This is a genomic window from Faecalibacillus sp. MSK20_93 (genome assembly GCF_020589945.1).
In the GTDB taxonomy this organism is placed as follows: Bacteria; Bacillota_I; Bacilli_A; order Erysipelotrichales; family Coprobacillaceae; genus Faecalibacillus; species Faecalibacillus intestinalis.
On sequence record NZ_JAJDKA010000055.1, the window covers coordinates 1 to 19,891 of the forward strand.

The 19,891-nt window shown below is 28.7% G+C and carries 20 protein-coding genes; all 20 read right to left on the reverse strand.

The window, feature by feature from the left end:
• Positions 1-72: 72 nt before the first annotated feature.
• The 20 genes from rsmH to LJD34_RS13040 all read right to left on the reverse strand — a co-directional run bounded on the left by rsmH (position 73) and on the right by LJD34_RS13040 (position 19,680).
• Entirely contained in the window at positions 73-1,119 is a 1,047-nt protein-coding gene (rsmH, locus tag LJD34_RS12945) for a 16S rRNA (cytosine(1402)-N(4))-methyltransferase RsmH (RefSeq protein WP_147580317.1), read from the reverse strand.
• Between the two features lie 131 nt (positions 1,120-1,250).
• Positions 1,251-2,126 carry a YitT family protein gene (locus tag LJD34_RS12950; RefSeq protein ID WP_022001217.1) on the reverse strand — a complete coding sequence of 292 codons (876 nt, stop codon included), beginning with the start codon at positions 2,124-2,126 and terminating at the stop codon, positions 1,251-1,253.
• A complete protein-coding gene (locus LJD34_RS12955) occupies positions 2,107-2,865 on the reverse strand; it encodes a copper homeostasis protein CutC (protein ID WP_227360096.1) in 759 nt (252 codons plus the stop codon). The genes LJD34_RS12950 and LJD34_RS12955 overlap by 20 nt, the downstream gene beginning before the upstream one ends.
• Positions 2,866-2,873: 8 nt before the next feature.
• On the reverse strand, positions 2,874-3,980 hold the full coding sequence (locus LJD34_RS12960) for a Sapep family Mn(2+)-dependent dipeptidase (RefSeq protein ID WP_022001215.1): 1,107 nt from the start codon (positions 3,978-3,980) through the stop codon (positions 2,874-2,876).
• Between the two features lies 1 nt (position 3,981).
• Positions 3,982-4,938, reverse strand: a complete 957-nt coding sequence (locus tag LJD34_RS12965) for a N(4)-(beta-N-acetylglucosaminyl)-L-asparaginase (protein ID WP_022001214.1) — start codon at positions 4,936-4,938, stop codon at positions 3,982-3,984.
• 38 nt (positions 4,939-4,976) lie between these two features.
• Positions 4,977-5,498 (reverse strand): GrdB-related putative oxidoreductase, encoded by a 522-nt coding sequence (locus tag LJD34_RS12970; protein WP_048924392.1) that lies wholly within the window; start codon positions 5,496-5,498, stop codon positions 4,977-4,979.
• Positions 5,499-5,511: 13 nt separating this feature from the next.
• A complete protein-coding gene (locus tag LJD34_RS12975; protein WP_022001212.1) occupies positions 5,512-6,864 on the reverse strand; it encodes a PTS sugar transporter subunit IIC in 1,353 nt (450 codons plus the stop codon).
• A 16-nt stretch (positions 6,865-6,880) separates the two neighbouring features.
• Complete coding sequence (locus tag LJD34_RS12980; RefSeq protein ID WP_022001211.1) at positions 6,881-7,204, reverse strand: PTS sugar transporter subunit IIB; 324 nt, start codon at positions 7,202-7,204, stop codon at positions 6,881-6,883.
• Positions 7,205-7,219: 15 nt separating this feature from the next.
• Positions 7,220-7,540: a PTS lactose/cellobiose transporter subunit IIA gene (locus tag LJD34_RS12985; protein WP_107029594.1), complete on the reverse strand. Its 321-nt coding sequence runs from the start codon at positions 7,538-7,540 to the stop codon at positions 7,220-7,222.
• Between the two features lie 86 nt (positions 7,541-7,626).
• Positions 7,627-8,175, reverse strand: a complete 549-nt coding sequence (locus LJD34_RS12990; protein WP_199589633.1) for an RDD family protein — start codon at positions 8,173-8,175, stop codon at positions 7,627-7,629.
• Positions 8,176-8,187: 12 nt separating this feature from the next.
• Positions 8,188-10,083, reverse strand: coding sequence for a BglG family transcription antiterminator (locus tag LJD34_RS12995; RefSeq protein ID WP_117574627.1), 1,896 nt, complete (start codon positions 10,081-10,083; stop codon positions 8,188-8,190).
• Between the two features lie 103 nt (positions 10,084-10,186).
• On the reverse strand, positions 10,187-10,867 hold the full coding sequence (locus tag LJD34_RS13000; RefSeq protein WP_022001206.1) for a response regulator transcription factor: 681 nt from the start codon (positions 10,865-10,867) through the stop codon (positions 10,187-10,189).
• Positions 10,867-12,231: an ATP-binding protein gene (locus LJD34_RS13005; protein WP_118749014.1), complete on the reverse strand. Its 1,365-nt coding sequence runs from the start codon at positions 12,229-12,231 to the stop codon at positions 10,867-10,869. Before LJD34_RS13005 ends, LJD34_RS13000 begins: the two co-directional genes overlap by 1 nt.
• 16 nt (positions 12,232-12,247) lie before the next feature.
• Entirely contained in the window at positions 12,248-12,901 is a 654-nt protein-coding gene (locus tag LJD34_RS13010; RefSeq protein WP_022002424.1) for a potassium channel family protein, read from the reverse strand.
• An 8-nt stretch (positions 12,902-12,909) separates the two neighbouring features.
• The gene (locus tag LJD34_RS13015) at positions 12,910-14,235 is read right to left on the reverse strand and encodes a TrkH family potassium uptake protein (protein WP_117346490.1); all 1,326 of its coding nucleotides are present in this window, start codon (positions 14,233-14,235) and stop codon (positions 12,910-12,912) included.
• The gene (locus tag LJD34_RS13020) at positions 14,210-14,632 is read right to left on the reverse strand and encodes a hypothetical protein (protein WP_022002426.1); all 423 of its coding nucleotides are present in this window, start codon (positions 14,630-14,632) and stop codon (positions 14,210-14,212) included. The genes LJD34_RS13015 and LJD34_RS13020 overlap by 26 nt, the downstream gene beginning before the upstream one ends.
• Before the next feature lie 113 nt (positions 14,633-14,745).
• Positions 14,746-16,335, reverse strand: a complete 1,590-nt coding sequence (locus tag LJD34_RS13025; RefSeq protein WP_022002427.1) for a YIP1 family protein — start codon at positions 16,333-16,335, stop codon at positions 14,746-14,748.
• A gap of 29 nt (positions 16,336-16,364) precedes the next feature.
• Positions 16,365-17,207, reverse strand: a complete 843-nt coding sequence (locus LJD34_RS13030) for an alpha/beta hydrolase (RefSeq protein WP_117783197.1) — start codon at positions 17,205-17,207, stop codon at positions 16,365-16,367.
• Positions 17,197-17,958 (reverse strand): copper homeostasis protein CutC, encoded by a 762-nt coding sequence (locus LJD34_RS13035; protein WP_022002429.1) that lies wholly within the window; start codon positions 17,956-17,958, stop codon positions 17,197-17,199. The genes LJD34_RS13030 and LJD34_RS13035 overlap by 11 nt, the downstream gene beginning before the upstream one ends.
• 54 nt (positions 17,959-18,012) lie before the next feature.
• Positions 18,013-19,680, reverse strand: coding sequence for an EAL domain-containing protein (locus tag LJD34_RS13040; protein WP_022002430.1), 1,668 nt, complete (start codon positions 19,678-19,680; stop codon positions 18,013-18,015).
• Positions 19,681-19,891: the final 211 nt, after the last annotated feature.

Below are 19,891 nucleotides of genomic sequence, written 5' to 3' on the forward strand. Positions count from 1 at the left end.
GGACTAAGCACCAAAGTACTTTTTTTCTTGTGTCCGTTTTACAGGGTCCATTTTAAATCATTATTCCTTTTATTATTTAGCTTTAATTGCCCAACGCATTTTTGTTGATTTAGCTCTTGAATTTCGATGACATTCTTCTTTAGTTGGTCGTATTACATTTCGACATACATCTTCATAAACACCACTATTTTTCATTTCCTTAAAAGCCTTTTTAACAATACGATCTTCACCTGAATGGAAAGTTAAAATAGCTACTCTTCCTCCTGGTTTTAAAATATGAGGTAGTTTTTCAACAAATTCATATAAAACTTCAAATTCTTGATTGACTTCTATTCTTAAAGCTTGAAAAACTCGAGCTGCTGTTTTATTAACAATATCTTTTCTATTTTTATCTTCAATAAAATTTAATGTCTTATCAATGATTTTATAAAGTTGACGTGTTGTTTCTACTTCCATTCCTGAACGAATAAAAGAATATATGTTTTTAGCTAAAATATCAGCATAAGGTTCATCAGAGTTTTCTAATAAAATATTTTCTAAATCTTCTCTAGATAACTCTTTTAATATCTGAGAAGCGGGTCTTCCAGCTTTAGGATTTAATCTTAAATCTAAAGGTCCATCTTTTTTATAAGAAAAACCTCTTTCTGGATTATCAATTTGCATTGATGATACACCTAAATCTGCTAAAACAAAATCAAATTGTCCATATTTTTCGCTTACTTCGTCAATATTTCTAAAGTTCGTTAAAATAGATGTAAAAAGATTTTCATCAAATCCTTTATTTCTAAGTCTTTGTGTTGTCTTTTCAATTTCAATCGAATCAATATCCAATCCATAAACATGACCTTGTCCATCTAATTTTTCTAACATTTTAGATGTATGTCCACCATAACCTAACGTACAATCTAAACCAACTTGTCCTGGTTGAATATCTAAAAACTCTAATATTTCATCTACCATAATAGAAATATGCATTCCTGCAGGTGTACTTCCTTTAGAAATTACTTTTTCAATCGTTTCAGGATACATTTCTGGATCTAATTCTTTATATTTTTCTTCAAAATTTCTAGGATGTGTTCCTTTATATCTTTTTCTTCTTTTATGTATTTGTTCACTCATAATTATTCCTCATCTCTTTACTCTTTATAATATAACGAATAATCTTTTAAGAAACAATAGAAAGATAACAGACTTATTATTAGCAGTAGTAAAAATATTTTTTCTATTTTGGATATATAAAAAATAAGTTTTTATTCTATTGGTTGTTGATAAAAACCACCATAAAAATTTTCAGTTTTTATAACATTAACTATCAAATCAGGATCCACATCTTTCATTAAGTCTATAATATCTTGGACTTCATAACTTGAAACCACTGTATGTAATAAATTCATTGGCTGTTTTGAATATCCTCCAATAGCCTCAACACAAGAAATACCATGACGATAATATTGGATATAGGCCTCTACAATTTCTTTTGATTTTTTTGTTGTTATTTGTAATGTTACACGTTCATAACGATGGTAAAAAGAATCGATTGTTTTTGTTGAAATAAATTGAAATAAAATAGAATATCCTGCATGGATCCAACCAAACATTGATCCAAATATCATAAGAATTAGAGTATTAAAAACAAAAACATATTCCCATATAGATTTACCCTTTTTATTAGAAATATAGAGAGCAATAAAATCTGTCCCTCCAGTGGAAGCATTTCCTCTAAGTACAAGAACTGCCATTAATCCATAGGAAACTCCCCCAAAAGTAATATTTAATAAAATATCATTAAATAAAGGTTGAAATTGACACACTTTTAAAAACAAACTCGCTAAAAATACTTGTAGTAATGAAAAAAGTGTAAATCTAGGGCTAATATTTTTATAGCATAAAATAGCAACCGGTACATTTAAAACAATCATGCCTAATGATGTTGAAAACGAAAAGCCAAAATAAGTAGAAGTAATTTTCTCAATAAGAATAGCTACCCCTGTAAATCCACTTGATAATAAATTTGCAGGTTGAATAAAGACTTGAATGACATACGCTTGACTTAACGCAGAAATCAAAACACAAAGAAACGTTACCAATGTTCTTGCTTTTTTATTTTTATTTAGTTTTTTTATCATATATACTTTTCACAATTTTTTCAACTAATTCCTTAGAGACAACATCATAATCATTTTCATGAGGAACAGGGGCATAAGCATAAGAGACCTCATGTCTGTGTGTTGTTGCATCATTGACCCAATCTTTACAAGAACTATGAACTTGATAAATTCCTGTATACTTCATCATTTCTTTGGCGTTACTTGCATTCATGCCACTTCCTGCAAGAATTTCAATTTGACTTCCATATTTTTCTTGTAAATTTTTAATTAGATTTTTTCCATCTATTGCTTTAGGTTTTAACCCACTTGTAAGAATACGATCCACTCCTAATTCAATTAATAATTCTATCGAAGTATAGGGATCTTCAACACAATCAAATGCACGATGAAAAACAACTTCTCCTTGATAACTTTTTATGATTTCTATCATTTCTTTTGTTTGTTTAATACAAATAGAACCATCTTTATTTAAACAACCAAAAGCTATTCCATCGGCTCCATTTTCTAATAAAGACTTTGCATCTTCTTTCATCACTTCAAATTCAATCTCGTTATAACAAAATCCTGCTCCTCTTGGTCTTACCATCGTAATTACTTTTAAGTTTGTATTCTTTTTTGTAAGTTTTAAAGTTGCTAGAGATGGTGTTAAACCGCCTAAATGTAAAGCATTATTAAGTTCAATGCGTTTTGCTCCACCATGATAAGCATTTAAAGCATCTTCATAACTTCCACAACATATTTCGATTATTCTTTCCATACTCTCTCCTATAACATTCCTAAATAATAAATTCCTAATGCATATATTTTTGCATTTGTATTCAAATCCTCAATTTTCATCCATTCATTTGGTTGATGTCCAATACCTTTTTGACCCGGAAAACTTGGACCAAAAGGAACAATATGAGGCATTAATTTAGCGTAAGTTCCTCCTGTAGTGGTAACAGGTGTTCCATCTAAATGCGTTATTTTTTCATAAGCCTTAGACAACAAAGAAACCATTGGGCAATCTTTTTCAAATTTTACAGGAAAATAATGTTGAACACATGTTACTTCCATGTTTTTTGCTTTTTCTCTAATTGTTTCAACAATTGTTTCTAGCGTCATATTTGCAGGATAAGAAAATGTGACCGAAAAAACAAGTTTACTTTTTTCATGTTTCAATACAAAATTACGCATTTCATTTATACCAAATTCTTCATCTTTAAAATCTAAACCGAGTTTTTCTGCATTCGTATTAGCATTTAAAAAATAGTTATTAATAAACAAAAAAAATTCATCAACTTGTTTTTCTTTAGCACTTATTTCAATAACAGCTCTTCCTCTTTCTGCATAAACCACAGGATACTTACAGTCCGGTGTCCACCCCATGACTGGCGGCTTTTCATGTTTTAAATAATACTCTAAATCTTTAAATCCAGTTTCTTCATCACAGCCAAAAATAATTCTTACAGGCTTATGAAGTTTAATATTTAGTTCTTTAATCGCATATAATGCATACAAGCATGTCATAATTGGACCCTTGTTATCTAATATTCCTCGTGAATAAATATATCCATCTTCTTCATACGCACTAAATGGGGGATGTTTCCAACCTAAACCTGTAGGTACAACATCTAAATGTCCAATAATGCCAATATAATCTTCACCTTTACCATATTGTGCATATCCTATATAATGATCTAAATTTTTTGTTTCAAACCCTAAAGATTGAGCAATTTCTAAAACCTTGTCAAGTGTTAAAGCAATATCTTTACCAAAAGGTGCCCCTTGTTGAAAAGTTCCTTCAACACTTGGCATTTTTACAATCGTTTTAATATCCTCAATCATTCTTAAAGAAAGCATATCTATTTTTTTTATAATTTCTTCTTCCATACTATTTTTCCTCTAAAGGTGCCATCCTTGTTTTCATATAATGATCAAGCCATTCTTGACTTGCAACTTCATGAATACATTTTCCATCTTTATTTTTTGTAAGATAAACAATTGGTTCTTGATTTTCCGTTGCCACCGCAAATGAAAATCCTTCAATATTAGTTGCAACTCCCCATTCTCCTTTATTATTCATTGCAATTAACGATAGATCCCCTGCATGACCTCTTCTTTCTTTTAAACGATGATCAAGTTGATTAACTGCTTTTTCACAAGCTGCTTGAGGGTGCATACCTTCTGCCATTAAGCGAACGATTTCATAAGAAATACATCCTTTCATTAGATCTTCTCCCAATCCAGTTGCTGAAGCTCCACCTACACTTGAATCAACATAAAATCCTGAACCCGCTATTGGTGAATCTCCAACACGTCCTTTTTTCTTCATAAATAAACCACTTGTTGAAGTTGCTGATGTCATTTTCCCTTGTTGGTCAAGACATACCATACCAACTGTATCATGTCCTGCATAAGGTTTTATTTCTTGTTCACGGACTTCTTTCACTCTATTTCTATAATGAATTTTAGCGCGGTCTGTAAGCATATTTTTACGTTCAAAGCCTTCTTTATGAGCAAATTTTTCAGCCCCTTCTCCAACTAAAATATTATTTACTTTTTCTTTAGATAAGCGTCTAGCAATTGATACCGGATTTGCAAAATCTTTAATAGCCGCAACTGCTCCAATACTTAATGTATTTCCATCCATATAAGCTGCATCTAACTCTACTTCCATTTCTTCATTAGGAAGTCCTCCATAACCAACTGATTTATAATAAGGAAAATCTTCAACTGCTTTTATTGCTGTTTCTATTGCATCTCCTGCATCTCCTTTTTCTTGTAAAATATGGCTTGCTTCACTAATTCCTTCAACAGCCATACGCCATGTTGCTATTATTCCCCACATTTTCTTTCCTCCTAGTAGAAAGGATGCTAAACAGCATCCTAAAAACAAAATTTTTCTTTAATTTCTTCAATTTCTTTTTCTTGGTAAAGAGCCTTTGCAAGAACACACATTCCCTCTAAAGACTCATTTAAACCTATACCACCCTTTTTAGGTGTTTTAATAATACATAATTTATCTTTATATTCGTTAATCGTTTCTTGATTATCATCTGACATGGCCGCAATTGCTTTAGAAGATGTATTTTGATTAATATCGTAAGCAATTCTTGCTGCCATTTTTCCATAATTCAAATAATTAAAACAAGGACCACACATTACAACATCAGGTTTTAATTTATTCACCATTGCGCATAATTTTCGACTTACTTCGTCAGGATTTTTTAGATACGTCCCGTCTCCACAATAAAGACATGCCACGACTTTTCCATCTACTTTCTTTAAAAATGGTTCCATCATAACTGCCGGACCAACAGCTTCCTTTTTTGCTCCTAAAGGAATATCATGATCGTCTTTAATACCAGCACCTGATTGAATTTGGTCATAAATCATGATTATTTTCATAAATTTTCATCTCCTACAAATCATCAAATGAAAGATCATCTAATGAAATATCATCCTCTTCTTCTTCATCATTTTGCATATTATTTTCTTCTTCAAGATATTGTTTATCCATTATTTTAATAAATGGCATATAGATAAAGATTCCTAAAATTAATAACAACACTTGTAAAAGAGCTCCTGCCCAATTTGTTGCAAGGAAACCAGAAATAACAATTGGTGTTGTCCAAGGAATATTAATTCCAGAACAAATTGGTACTAAATTCATAGCCATTGCAAAATATGAAATAACAATATTCACTGTTGGAACTAATACAAAAGGTATTAATAATGTTGGATTCAATACAATTGGTAATCCAAAAACAATTGGTTCATTAATTCCAAAAATACCAGGAACAAAAGAGAGTTTACCTAAATTTGTAATACGTTTTGATTTACAGAATAAAAGCATCGCAATAACTAATGATAAAGTAGATCCTGCTCCACCAAAAGTAGCAAATAAATCTTGGAATTGTTGGCAAATAATATGATGTTCACCAGCAATATTTCCTGCTGATAATGTTTGTAAAATTGGATTGAATACGGCACCAACAACCGAACCACCATTTACTCCAAAGAACCAAAATAAATGTAAGAAAATATAAGCAACAACCATTGCTCCTAATGTATCTCCTAAATTTAATAATGGTGTTTGTAAAAATTCAAAAATAATTTGGAATACATTTGTACCTAAAAAACCAAATAATAAGTTAATTGTAAAGAATACGATCATTACCATCGCCGCTGGAATTAATGCAGCAAATGATTCTTCAACTGTAGGTGGAACACCTGCTGGCATTTTAATTGTCCAACCTTTACGTTCCACATATGTATAAATATGGACTGATAAAAAAGCACACATAATTCCGACAAAAATACCCTTTGATCCTACCCAACCTAAAGGAATACCACTTAAACTTACATCAACTGCTTTACCTGCCACATCAACACTACCGCTAACTGAATATGGCATAATTAAAAACCATGAAACAACGGCAACGGCTGCACCAAATATCTTATTTGTATTCATTTTTCCAGCAAAGGAATACGCTATACCAATTACAGCAAAGATTGCCATAATATCAAAAGTAGCCCCTGCTGGTTTTGAAATAAAAGATGCTAATGTCTGTCCTGTTGAAGAATTAACCACAGTTGTTTCTAAAAAATTAATCCAACCTTGAATTGGAAAGTTCGCTATCAATAAGAAGATAGAACCTCCAATTAATAATGGAGTTGAAACAAGAAAACCATCACGAATTGACATGAGGTACTTATTTCTCCCAATCGCCTCCGCTAGAGGCATTAGTATTTTTTCAAGTTTTTTCATCATAAGACTTGTCCTCTTTCTATTTTTTATTTGATTTAATCAGTTTAATTGCTGATTTTAACACTTTTTCACCATTCATCATACCGTAATCCGCTTGATCAATGACCGCAATAGGAATACCTGTATTTCCAAATTGTTCAACTGTTTCTTCATACATATATTTCACTTGTGGACCTAGTAAAATACAATCAGGGGTATCTTTTTCTATAATTTCTTCAAGTTTATTGTGTGAAAAAGCTGCCACTTTAATAGGCAAATTGTGTGCATTAGCGACACTTTGCATATTACTCGCTAACATACTTGTTGACATTCCTGCACTACAAAATAAATAAATTTTTTTCATTCTCCTTCTCCCTTCTTATTTTTCTAACGAATAAAGACGTTGGTTCAATTTTATAATTTCAAGAGCCATCATTTTAATTGTTTCAGCAGACATAAGTTGATCTTCTGCATGCATCAATAAAATATTTGGTACAACTTTTTCACCATTTGCTTCTTTTTGTATCAAACCTGCATGTGCTTCATGTCCTTTTACAAATTCCTGATCTCCCTCTTTTATTTTTGCTTTAGCTAAATCAAAATCACCTTTTTCAGCAATTTTCATTGCTTCAATATAAGATGATTTTGCTACACCTACCGCAGAAATAATTTGAAAACTAACTAACTCTAAATTGTCCATTTTTGTTCCTCCAATATCTTTACATCTATTATTATAAATATTTCTTTATCTTTAGGCTGATAGAGACGTTTCCTAGCAATAGGAAATCAAACACTTACAACCTTTGTATTTCCTATATAGTCATGTATTGCGCGATGTTCCTTGGTAAAAATAATCATCAACGTACTTATTCCTCCCACAACAAACCCAACATACATCATCATTGAAACAATATTTACGTGTATGCATAAAGAAACAAGTTGATGCCACAATGCACTTGCACTCACAAAAATACCTTCAATTACAATCATTCCTAAACCTTGTCTTAAAACCAATGATTTTAACGATACTTCTTGATTATTATTTTGAATAATTTTAACTTTACATATTCGTTTTCCTACAGTCTGTCCTTTATAAACAAAGAAAGGAATATAAATGTAGTAAAACAAAGCAAAAATTACTCCTATAATCCCCGCAATAAATCCATAAGGTTGTTGAATTTTTAATAAATTTTGTTTTAACATTGTTCCATACAATTTTTGTGAAACCACAGCAATTGGAAAAGCAGCACAAAGTGCTCCTAAATACCAATCAATAAAATAACTAAGCACTCTTCTTGTTAAAGGTGCATTTTTATATATATTTCTTTTTGTCATCTTCATTAGCTCCTAAGCGATAATTTCTTTCATAAATTCTTCATAATTATTTACTTCTAATAATTGTTCAAATTTCTTTGAATTAGCGACAATACTTGATAACCAATCAAAAAATATTTTTAATAAATGATTATCTGTTTCTCTAATTCCCAATAAAATAATAAATTTCACATCAAATTCTCCCCATTTCACACTTCTATCTAAAATCAATACAGAAATACATGATTTTTTGGTAGATACTTCTATAGAATGTGGAACAGCAAAACCATACATAAATGAGGTTGCTGAGACTGCTTCTCTTTTAAAAACATCTTCTTTGTATGCTTTTGTAGCTAAATCATTATCTATCAATTCATCACATAAATAATTTAAAATTTCTGTTGTATCATGAAATGTTTGATGAACATGAAATAAATTTTCTTTAATAAGTTTTTTTAACATCTTCACCACATCATTGTGATAAAGCTTATTATCTAATTCATTAAGAAGCTGAAATACTTTACTTTCATCTTCGTTATTTACAAATAAAGTTATTTGAAGAGTTGGTATGTCAAGTTGATGTTTTAAGGGAACTGTTGTTAAAATGAAATCTGGTTGACATTGTTCAACCTGCAATTCTTCAAAAAAATGAAATATCTCAAGAATTTCCATTCTCTCCCCAAATCTATTTTTTAATTTTTCTACACAAGGTATAGATAACATTTGATTGTGAGGAATGATGACTATTCCCCGATGACGATACATACTTTGGCTTCTTTCATAAGCTGCTCCCAAATGCAAAGCAAGAAATGCCAGCTCGTTTTCGTTAATAGTGTATCCTGTGCATTCAGTAATAACCTCACCAGAATGTACTGCCATTTCAAAAACCAAAGGGTATTTTCTTTTAATTTCCTTTAAATAAAGGTTTGTAACTTTAACATTGTTCACTTGTCTTTCCAATAAAGACTGTAAATGTGTAATTAATCCAAGTTTTAAATCATAATCATTTGAAAGATCTATACCAAAATATTCCTTTATTTTATCTATAATTGTATAAAAAATATATTTTAAATTTTCACTTTCTTTTCTATTTCTATTATAGAATTTTCCACTTTTCCCCAATAAAAGATACGAAAATAAAACCACTTCATCTTCAATAACGGGTATATGTATCACTTGCGAAACTTTTGAAAAAAAATCTTTCGCCACCTTATATTCTAAACTATCCTTCAGTTTTTCATTATAAGTTTTATCTTCAATATAGTTATGATTAATAATTCTTTCTATTGAAACACCTGCATGTATCATAATCATAGGAAAACTCACATCTCTAATATAGTAATCATTCATTTCACAAACTTCTTCTAATATATCTTTAACTTCTAATAAATCAAAATTTTCCCATAAATCAGCAATAGAATTTAAATTCATAAAATTCCCTTTAGTTTCTTCTGTCAGCAAATCTTTGTAAAGTTTTCTTTTATCTGCTTCATCTCCTACTAGATAAATTGTATTTTTATTACGAACAATTTTTAAACTTGAATAACTACTAATCATTCTTCTAATTTTCTTTAAATCATTATCTATCGAATATCCACTAATAAAAACTCGATCTTGCAATTGAATTAAGTTAATTTCACTTTCTTTAAACAATAATTCCTGTATTAACCAAACACATCTTTCATGTGATGTTTGTGGAATAATTTCCTTGGGTTCAATATCTTGTTTTGATAAAAGTGTTTGATCAATATGATAACCTTTCCTTTTATCAGCACTAATTAACAAACAATCGTAAAATTGATTAATATTCTCTATATCATTACGTATCGTACGATCTGTAACATTTAGAATATGCGCCATCTCTTTTCCAGTAATCCATTTTTTATCATTCAATAGATCAATTACATGCATTTGTCGATCATTTAACATATCTTTTTTCCTCCATTTATTATCATTATAACAGTAATTTTTTTTACACAACATTAATTGTGTTTCCTAATTGTTAGGAAATAAAAAAACAAGGTTTCCCTTGTTAATCTTTAAAATAATAACCAACGCCTACTTCTGTGACAATAAAACGAGGATGATTCGTATCTTTTTCTATTTTTCGACGAAGAGTAGCCATAAATACTCTTAATGCATTTTGATTAGAATGATCTTGATAACCCCAGATTTCTTTTTGAATGTAATTATGTGTTAATACTTTACCACGATGTTCAATTAAAAGCTTTAAAAGATTAAATTCAATCGGTGTTAAATGAATTTCTTCTTGATCTATTAATACCTTTCTAGAAATAAAATCAACCTCTAAATAATCCTTTTGATATTTCTTTATTTCTTCATCTTCTTTTCTAGATAATCTTTTAGCTACTCTAATTCTAGCTAAAAGCTCTCCCATATAAAATGGTTTTACAACATAATCATTTGCTCCTAAATCAAGTGCTTTGATTTTTTCTTGTTCTTCTAATCGTGCAGAAACAACAATAATAGGTTTTGAAGAAATTTTCCTAATTTCTTGAATTACTTCAAGACCATCAATATCTGGTAAACCTAAATCTAAAATAACGATATCAGGTTGATGACTATAAAAAAGACTTAATGCTTCATGACCCTTTGTTGTCATTAATATACGATATCCTTCTTGTTCAAAAGACATTTGCAGAAAATGAGAAATATATGGATCATCTTCTACAATCATAATTAAATCATTCATTATACATTCAACTCCTTATCACTAGGAATAGTAAAAATAAAACATGCTCCATCTGTTTCATCCTTAGCCCAAATTTTTCCACCATGAGCTTGAATAATTGCTTTACAAATAGCTAATCCTAAACCAATTCCTTTTTGACTATCATTAGAAACATTGGTATCTGTTACAAATTCTTCAAAAATATGATCTACTATTTTTTTAGAAATTCCTTTTCCTTCATCTTTAATCGTAAATTGTACTTGTCGATCTATGTTTCTAACTTGTATATCAATACGATCATTTTCTTTTGTATACTTAATCGCATTATTTAAAATATTTATTAATACTTGCACCATTAATTTACCATCTACATTTACTAGTAATAAATCTTCTGGTACATCAACTTGAACATTTCTTTTTTCTAACTCTGGTAAATGTTGAATTGCTTCATAAATTAAATCATCTACAACTTCTAAGTTTTTATGTAATACTAAATTACCACTTTCTATTTTAGACATGTTTAATATGTTTTCAACAATTTGTGTAAGCCAATGTGCTTGATCATGTATATCTTTTGCAAGTGAATAAACATCCTCATTTGTAAGATGATCTTGATTCATCATGAGTTGACTTGCTCCAACGATTCCTGTAAGTGGTGTTCTTAAATCATGTGAAATACTTCTTAACATACTGTTAAGCATATGTTCTCTTTCCATCGCTACCTTTATTTTTTCTTGTTCTAAATAAGTAAGTTCTCTTTCTAAAGCATTTCCTAATTGGTTAGCAGCTGCTTTAATGATAATCATTTGATCTTCATTGAGTCCTTGATGACTTAATATTTCAATACTTCCTAAAACTCGATTCATTCCTATAATAGGAATTACATTTTTACTTTCTTCTTTTATTTCCAAGGAAATATTTGTTTTTATTTGAATACTTTCTTCAATATATTGATTTCCTTTTAATAAAATATATTCGATCCCTGAAACGTTCAATAATCTTTCTGATAAGCTATATAATTGTTTAGAAATACCTTCATTCTTTTTAGAAATAATAATTTGTTTTTGAAAACGATCCGTTAAACTACAAGCAATAACAGAAGTCATCAAAAAGAAAAGAATAAGCATAAAATCATTAGGATCACTAATATGAAAATCATAGTTAGGGTCAATATATAAAAAGTTAAAACATAATACACTAACAATAGATGCTAATAAACCATAAAAATATCCTTTAGTAAATGTAGAAATTAATAAAACTCCTACAATAAATACCATTAAAATATTTTCTTTCCTAATTCCCATTGAATTTAAAGTAAATGAACAAAATAATTCAATCGAAATAATAATACCAAAATAAACTAAATACCTTAATTTTTCTTTCATCAAATCACCAAGATCATCATGACATACATTTTAGAATCATATCAACATCTTTTTTCTTTCCTATAACTAAAAGATGATCTTCTACATTAAAAACATAATCTACCGAAGGTAAAAAATCTGTTTTATTATCTTTTTTGATTCCTATGATATAAATATGAAAAGCTGCTCGAATATTAATTTGTTTAATTGTTTTTCCTAACCATTGACGTAATGCAGGAATTTCATAAATAGAATATTCATTATCCAATTCAACATAATCATACAAATTATCATTACTTACACGCACTGCTAATTTTTCAGCACTGTCACGATTAGGATAAATAACCTCATCTGCCCCATTTTTTAATAAAAATTTAGCGTGTATATCTCTTGTTGCTTGAGAAATAACATACTTGGCTCCTAATTCTTTGAGTAAACTTGTAATTTCCAAACTACTTTGGAAATTTGTTCCAATACAAACAAAACAAATATCAAAATTAGCGACACCAAAACTTTGCAAAACATCTTCATTTGTACAGTCCCCTATTTTGATATTCGAAATCAATTTTGTTAGATCTTCTAAACGAGATTCATCTTTATCTACGATCATCACTTCATTTCCAAGTGAAATCATATTACTTGCTAGATGGTGACCAAAACGTCCCATTCCTATAATTAATACTGTTTTCATAACTCCTCCTACCCAATAGCTATTTTTTCTACTGGATTTTTACAATTTGAAATTTTCTTTTTTCTTGAAAGACTTAAAGCTAAAGTTAAACTTCCTACTCGACCACAATACATTAATAAAACAATCACAATTTTAGAAAGCATTGTCAGTTGTCTTGTAATCCCTGTTGAAATTCCTACTGTTCCAAGTGCTGAAAAGATTTCAAAAAAAACATCTTGCATTGGAAGTTGAGGTTGCATGTCAAAAAGTGCAATTGCACTTATAAAAATAAATATAAGATTTATTAAAAAAACGGAACATGCTTTTTTTATCGTTTTACTATCAAAACGACGATTAAAAGCATTGGCTTCACTTTTGTTGGTCATTGTAGCGTATACAAAAATAGTCAAAACTGCAAAAGTCGTTGTCTTAATACCTCCAGCTGTTGACCCAGGACTACCACCAACAAACATTAAAAACATCATTAATAAACTTGTTGAAGGTTTTAAATGAGAAACATCAACTGTATTAAAACCAGCTGTACGACAAGTCACAGATTGAAAAAATGAAGCTAAAATCATTTCTTCTTGAGACAAGGAAGAAAGTGAATTTTGACATTCAAATAAATAAAATAATACGGCTCCGCCAACAATTAAAATAATTGTCATTATTAAAACGATTTTTGTTTGTAAAAGATATTTTTTAAACTTAAACCCTTTTTCATAAATATCTTGCCAAACAATAAATCCTAGACCTCCTATAATAATCAATGCCATAATTGTTATATTAACAATTATATTAGAAGCATAAGGAGTTAATGAACCATAAGGTTCTATTGTTCCAAGTAAGTCAAATCCTGCATTACAAAAAGCAGAAATCGCATGAAAGATTCCTAAATAAATACCTTTTAATAAACCAAAATCTTCTATAAAAACAAGACTTAAAATAATTGCGCCAATTCCTTCAAATAAAAAAGTTCCTTTTATAATATGTTTAACAAGTTTGACCCCACCTGCTAATTTTAAAGAATTGACACTTTCTTCAATCAAACCTCTCTGTCTTAAACTAATTTTTTTCTTAAGATAAGTGGCTAGAAAAACCCCAATCGTAATAAAACCTAAACCACCAATTTGAATTAAAAGTAAAATCACGATTTGTCCAAACAATGTCCAATGTGTTGCTGTATCATAAACAACTAAACCTGTTACACAAGTGGCACTTGTCGCTGTAAAAAGCGCATCTAAAAAATCCGTATGATCACTAGAAACAGGTAACAAAAGTAAAAACGTTCCAACTAAAATAACAATTGCAAATCCTAATGCAATGATTTCAACATTTGTTCTTCTTTTGATCATATAAATGTTTTATTAACCTTTCTATGTCTTCTATTGTTTGTAACAATTCAATATTTTCTTGATATAATTCTTCATACTTTTGTTTTCCAATTAAAGAATAAACTTGGACATCTAACATATCTCTATGAATGCGATAATTCATTAATAAGTTATAATAATCATCTTCACAGCATAAAATGACATATTGATAACTTTGTTCAAAGTGATATATTTCTTGTTTTGGTATACATTTGATTGTATCATTTTCATATTTTTTTGCTATTTGATATTGATCATCATAAATGATAAGAATTGTTGGATATTCTATACTTTCTATAAGCTCATCAAAACAACTCATTTGTCTATATACCATAAACAAAACAATTATCAAAATAATCACTAATATAAAATTCACCATAATACTCCCCTCATTATTTCTATTATAAAATGGGAGGTATTAAGATAGTGTTAAGATACTTTGTATATACATTAATAAAACATAAATAAAAAGGATCAAGATAATTCTTGACCCTACCAATAATCTCGTTGTTGATCTGTAACTTCCAAAGTTTTTGTATTCACTAAATAAAAATCAACAAGACTTTGCGTGCTACTTTTTTTGATATACTTTTCTAAAACAATTTCATAATCTTCATCATTATTTTTATATTTATTAAATACAAGAGATAATGTATATTCATCATTTGTACTTACAACTGCATAAGGATAACCTTTAGCGTCATATTGATAATCAAAACAAGGGTTGTCTAATTTATTTTGTGCTATTAAAAGGTCATACACTTTTTCAAAATAAACTCTTTCTGGATCATTTTCTAAATCAGTCGTATCACTTTCTTGTGCTGTTGTTTCTTGATTTGCTTCCTCTGTTTGATTTTGTGACTCACTTTCATTTGTATCCTCATTACTTGTTTGAGAGTTAGACATTTCAAAAGGGTCTGGAGCAAAGTAAAATTTTAAATCTCGATCATTAGAAAGCTCATAGACTCTGATATCTTTTTGTTTTTCTAAAATATAAATAAAGTAATAATCCTTTTTATATTTAAAATAAAGCATATGATTATTGATTCTATGCAATTTCACTATTTTAGGTGAACTATTTTTTTCAAAATAAGCTTTATCATCTCCAATAGTTAAAGTATAGTGTGTTGAAATATACGTTTCTAAATAAGTTTGATTTTTAATTTTAGAAACGAATTTATCATTTTTAGCTTCATTTTCTAAAGAAATTACTTCTATTTTTTGATTTTCTAAAATATAGAGCACACTTTGATAATTTCCCACTTCTGCCTTATTTGAAACATTCGTTATTTGTCTTTCAAATTTTCCATAACCTTTTTTATACCGACTATAAAGTGTAAGCTTTTGATTTTGTCGTGTATAAGCCATGTCATTATCTAAACGATGAATATCATTACCCATAATAAAAGGTAAGGCAATATAAAGTACAATCAATAATAAACTCACATAAAGACCTATCCCTTTTTTAAACCTCTTCGCTACAAAAAAGATAAGAGCGACTCCTAGTATAATACTTGTTATTTGAATAATAGGTACAAGAATCGTTGAAAGTGAAATCATTTCAACATGATTTATATAACTATAAATACTCCCTAATACAAGATTACCTAAACTTAATGAGAAAAATACAAAAAGAAGTGCAAAACAGCTAACAAATAATCTCTGTTTTTTTCCATTAATTGGTTTTTTATTCTTCACAAATTGATTTAAATAATCATAAAGATTTTCATTTTTTTCTATCACAATAGAATAATCTATAAAATTCAAAGTTATAGTTTCTTTTGAAAGAACATAATTTTCTAGATCTTTCATTTCAATGAATAGATTGTTATAAAAGAAACGATTATTTTCATCAATATAAACAAGATCATAACCTAATATCTTTTTCTTTCTTCTAAAATTTAAATTAATAATTGCCATAGAAGTCACAAAAAGAATAATCCATACATAATCAAAACCATATAAAATACTTTCTAAAGCAAAAACTAATAATAAGACATATAAAGATAAAACAACTAATTGTTTATAAAATTGTTGTTTGATTATATTTTGATATTCAAATTCTCTAATATGTAATTCCAAGTAAATCGCCTCACTTTTACATACATTGATCACTTATTTTTATTTAAAAAGTTAACAATTGTTTGATAAACATCTTCATTATAAAAAATACTTCTTCCATGATCTGCATCATGAACTCTACCAAAGATTACATCATAGTGATATTCTTTAAGTTTTTCATATAGTTCTATACTTTGGGTAATAGGTACAACATGATCTTTATCTCCATGAAGAATGAGAAATGGTGGTAAAGACATATTTTCTTTTAAATAGGTCATTGGTGAAGCTTTTATTAAAAGTTCTATATCTAATGATCCTAAAAAATCAATTACGTTTCTTTCTTCATGCCAGTCATATTTACTATACCAATTACTAAATGTCATAAAATTTGTGACTCCATATAAATCAATGATTCCTTTAAAATTATACCTTTCTTGTAAAGCTACAAGTAAGGCAATATGTCCTCCTGAAGAATCTCCACTTAAAAATACATGTTTAAAATCAATAGGATAATTTTGATAGTTTTCTTTTAAATATTCAATCGCTTTTATAACATCATCTACTTGCGTTGGATATTTATATTCAGGAGCACCATGGTATTCAATAATTGCATACACATAACCTGCCTTGACAATCGGCATAAAATCAAAAATATGATCATTCATATCTTGTTTATACCATCCAGAACCTTGTACATGAATCACTAATGGATATTTTCTTTCTTCATCTAAAATCGTATTTGGAAATAAAAAACGAATCATACAACCTTTTTGATATTCTACATCTTTCATCCGGCATCTTAGATTTTCTTTATTTCCTTTAAGTTCTAAAGCACCATCTATATTGGATGTATATCGTGGAAATGTTTCATAACTATAATCTTTAACTTTCATAACAAACCTCTTTTATACTTTCTACAATTTTTTCAACAAGTTCTTTTGAAACAACATCATAATCATTTTCATGAGGCGAAGGTGCATAGGCATATGAAACTTCATGCGTTTTAGTTGTTGGATCATTGATCCAATCTTTACATGAACTATGTACTTGATAGATTCCTGTATCCTCCATCATCTTTCTAGCATTACTTGCATTTATACCACTTCCAGCCAATATTTCAATTTGATTACCATATTTGTTTTGTAAATCTTTAATTAATTCTTTTCCATCCATTGCCTTTGGTTTTAAACCACTAGTAAGAATACGATCCACACCTAAATGAATCAATAATTCAATTGAAGCATAGGGATCAGCTACACAATCAAATGCTCGATGAAAAACAACCTCTCCTTGATACTCTTTAATAATATCGATCATTTCTTTTGTTTGTTTTTCATTAATTGAACCATCTTGATTTAAACATCCAAAAGCAATCCCATCTGCCTTATTTTCAAGCATACAACGTGCATCTTCTTTCATAACTTCAAATTCAATATCGTTATAACAAAATCCTGCACCTCTTGGTCTTATCATTGTAATAATTTTTAAATTTGTATTCTTTTTTGTTAATTTCAAAGAAGCTATTGAAGGCGTTAAACCACCTAAATGAAGAGCACTATTTAACTCAATACGCTTTGCCCTTCCATAATAAGCATTTAAAGCATCTTCATAACTTCCACAACATATTTCAACTAATCGTTCCATAAACTTCTCCTTTAATTTTTCTTCTTTTATTATAGCCCATAAAAAAAGATCATCCTAGATGATCTTCTTAAAATTTTTCAAATAGTCTGTTATCTCATTAAAAGGCAGTGGCTTACTATAATAAAACCCTTGAATAAAGTCGCTTCCCATTTCTAATACTTTATGAAGTTCTTCTTCCGTTTCAATTCCTTCAATACACATATTGACCCCAACACTATGAGCCATGTCGATCATATGCTTTAATAATAAATTTTCATAATCATTACTTAAAGCATTCTTCATAAGTCCACGATCTACTTTAATACAATCTGGTTTTAAATTATATAAATAATGAAAGTTAGAATACCCTGTACCAAAGTCATCTAAAGCTAAAAGAATACTATTTTCTTTTAATTGATTACAAAAATTAACAAAAGAGCAATCTGATTCTATAAAGCCACTTTCTGTAAGTTCAATAACTAATCTATTTCGATCAACATTATATTTTTTCATTATACTTAAAACATCATTTAAAATAGCTGATTTTAAAACTTGCACATATGAAATATTAACATTTACTTTTAATTGAGATTGATATTTTTTTAATGATAAACATGCTTGAATTGCTTTTTCTAAAACCCATTTACCTACAGGAATAATAAGACCACTTTTTTCAAGTAATGGGATAAACTCCATTGGTGATATTTTTCCAAATTCATCGCATTTAAAACGTAGTAATGTTTCTAAGTGTGTTACTTCTTTTTTATTTACATCGACTATAGGTTGAAAATACACATCAAATCCTTCGTAATCATGATCAATAGATTGGTGTAAATATCTAATAATCGCTGATTCTCTTTGAAATTTTTGATAATCACAGTTATCAAAAATAGCATATGTATTTTTGCCACTTTCTTTTGCATTATTTAAAGAGAATTCTGTCCATTTCATAATTTCAATATAACTAGCTGTTGGATGACTATAAAAATCTAGGATTCCTGCTGAAAAAGTATAATAAATTTCATAGTTTGTAGACTCAATAAAATCAAGGGTTCTTTCTTGAATCTTTTTATAAAGATAAATTGCATCATCAACTGTCCCATTTGAATCAAATATAATAAATTCATCAGAAACAATATGATAAAGTTCTTGATACTCATTTAAAAGATCTTTGATATACTTTCCTGCTCGTTTAAGAATCTCATCTCCAAACTTTAATCCATAATTTTCATTAATATTCTTAAAATTATCAATTCCTAGTCTTAAAACAAAACCCTTTTCAAAATCATCATCAATTGGATAAATAAAATTTTTAAAACTTTCTTCTCCTAACAATCCACTTACATTATCAGCATACTGTTTTTTACCAATTTCATTAATACACCCAATTAAATATTTTACTTGATGATTTTCAATAATTACCTGTCCTCGACAATTGATCCAAACAGGTAAACTTTCATCATTTAGCCATCTATACTGCATATTGTGATAGGTCTTTTCTCCAGACAAAATCTTATTTAGATCCTCTACAACTAAATCATAATCTTTATAATAAACAATTTTTTTAAATTCTTTAACAGGATTTTTAAAATAAGCATTATCCATTTTAAATCTTACTGCAGCATGAGGGGAAATAAAATATTCATCATTTTCAACATCTAAAATATATAAATAATCATTTATACAATAATCTAAAGAAACAATAATATCTTTATATATTTCTATTTTTTCCTGAAAATTCATAATTATCCCACCTTATACATTATCCATCATTCTAATTTTAGTACCCCCCCCGATGATTTCAACACTTTTCGACTTTTTTCTTACATTTTATTAACATTCTTAATTGACCATCTGAAACAGTTGGTGATTAGGTGTAAAGTTTTGTACATGTAAAAGGGGGCTGTAAAGAAACCTAATCTTTTGGATTAGGCATTCTTTATAGCTTTTTTTA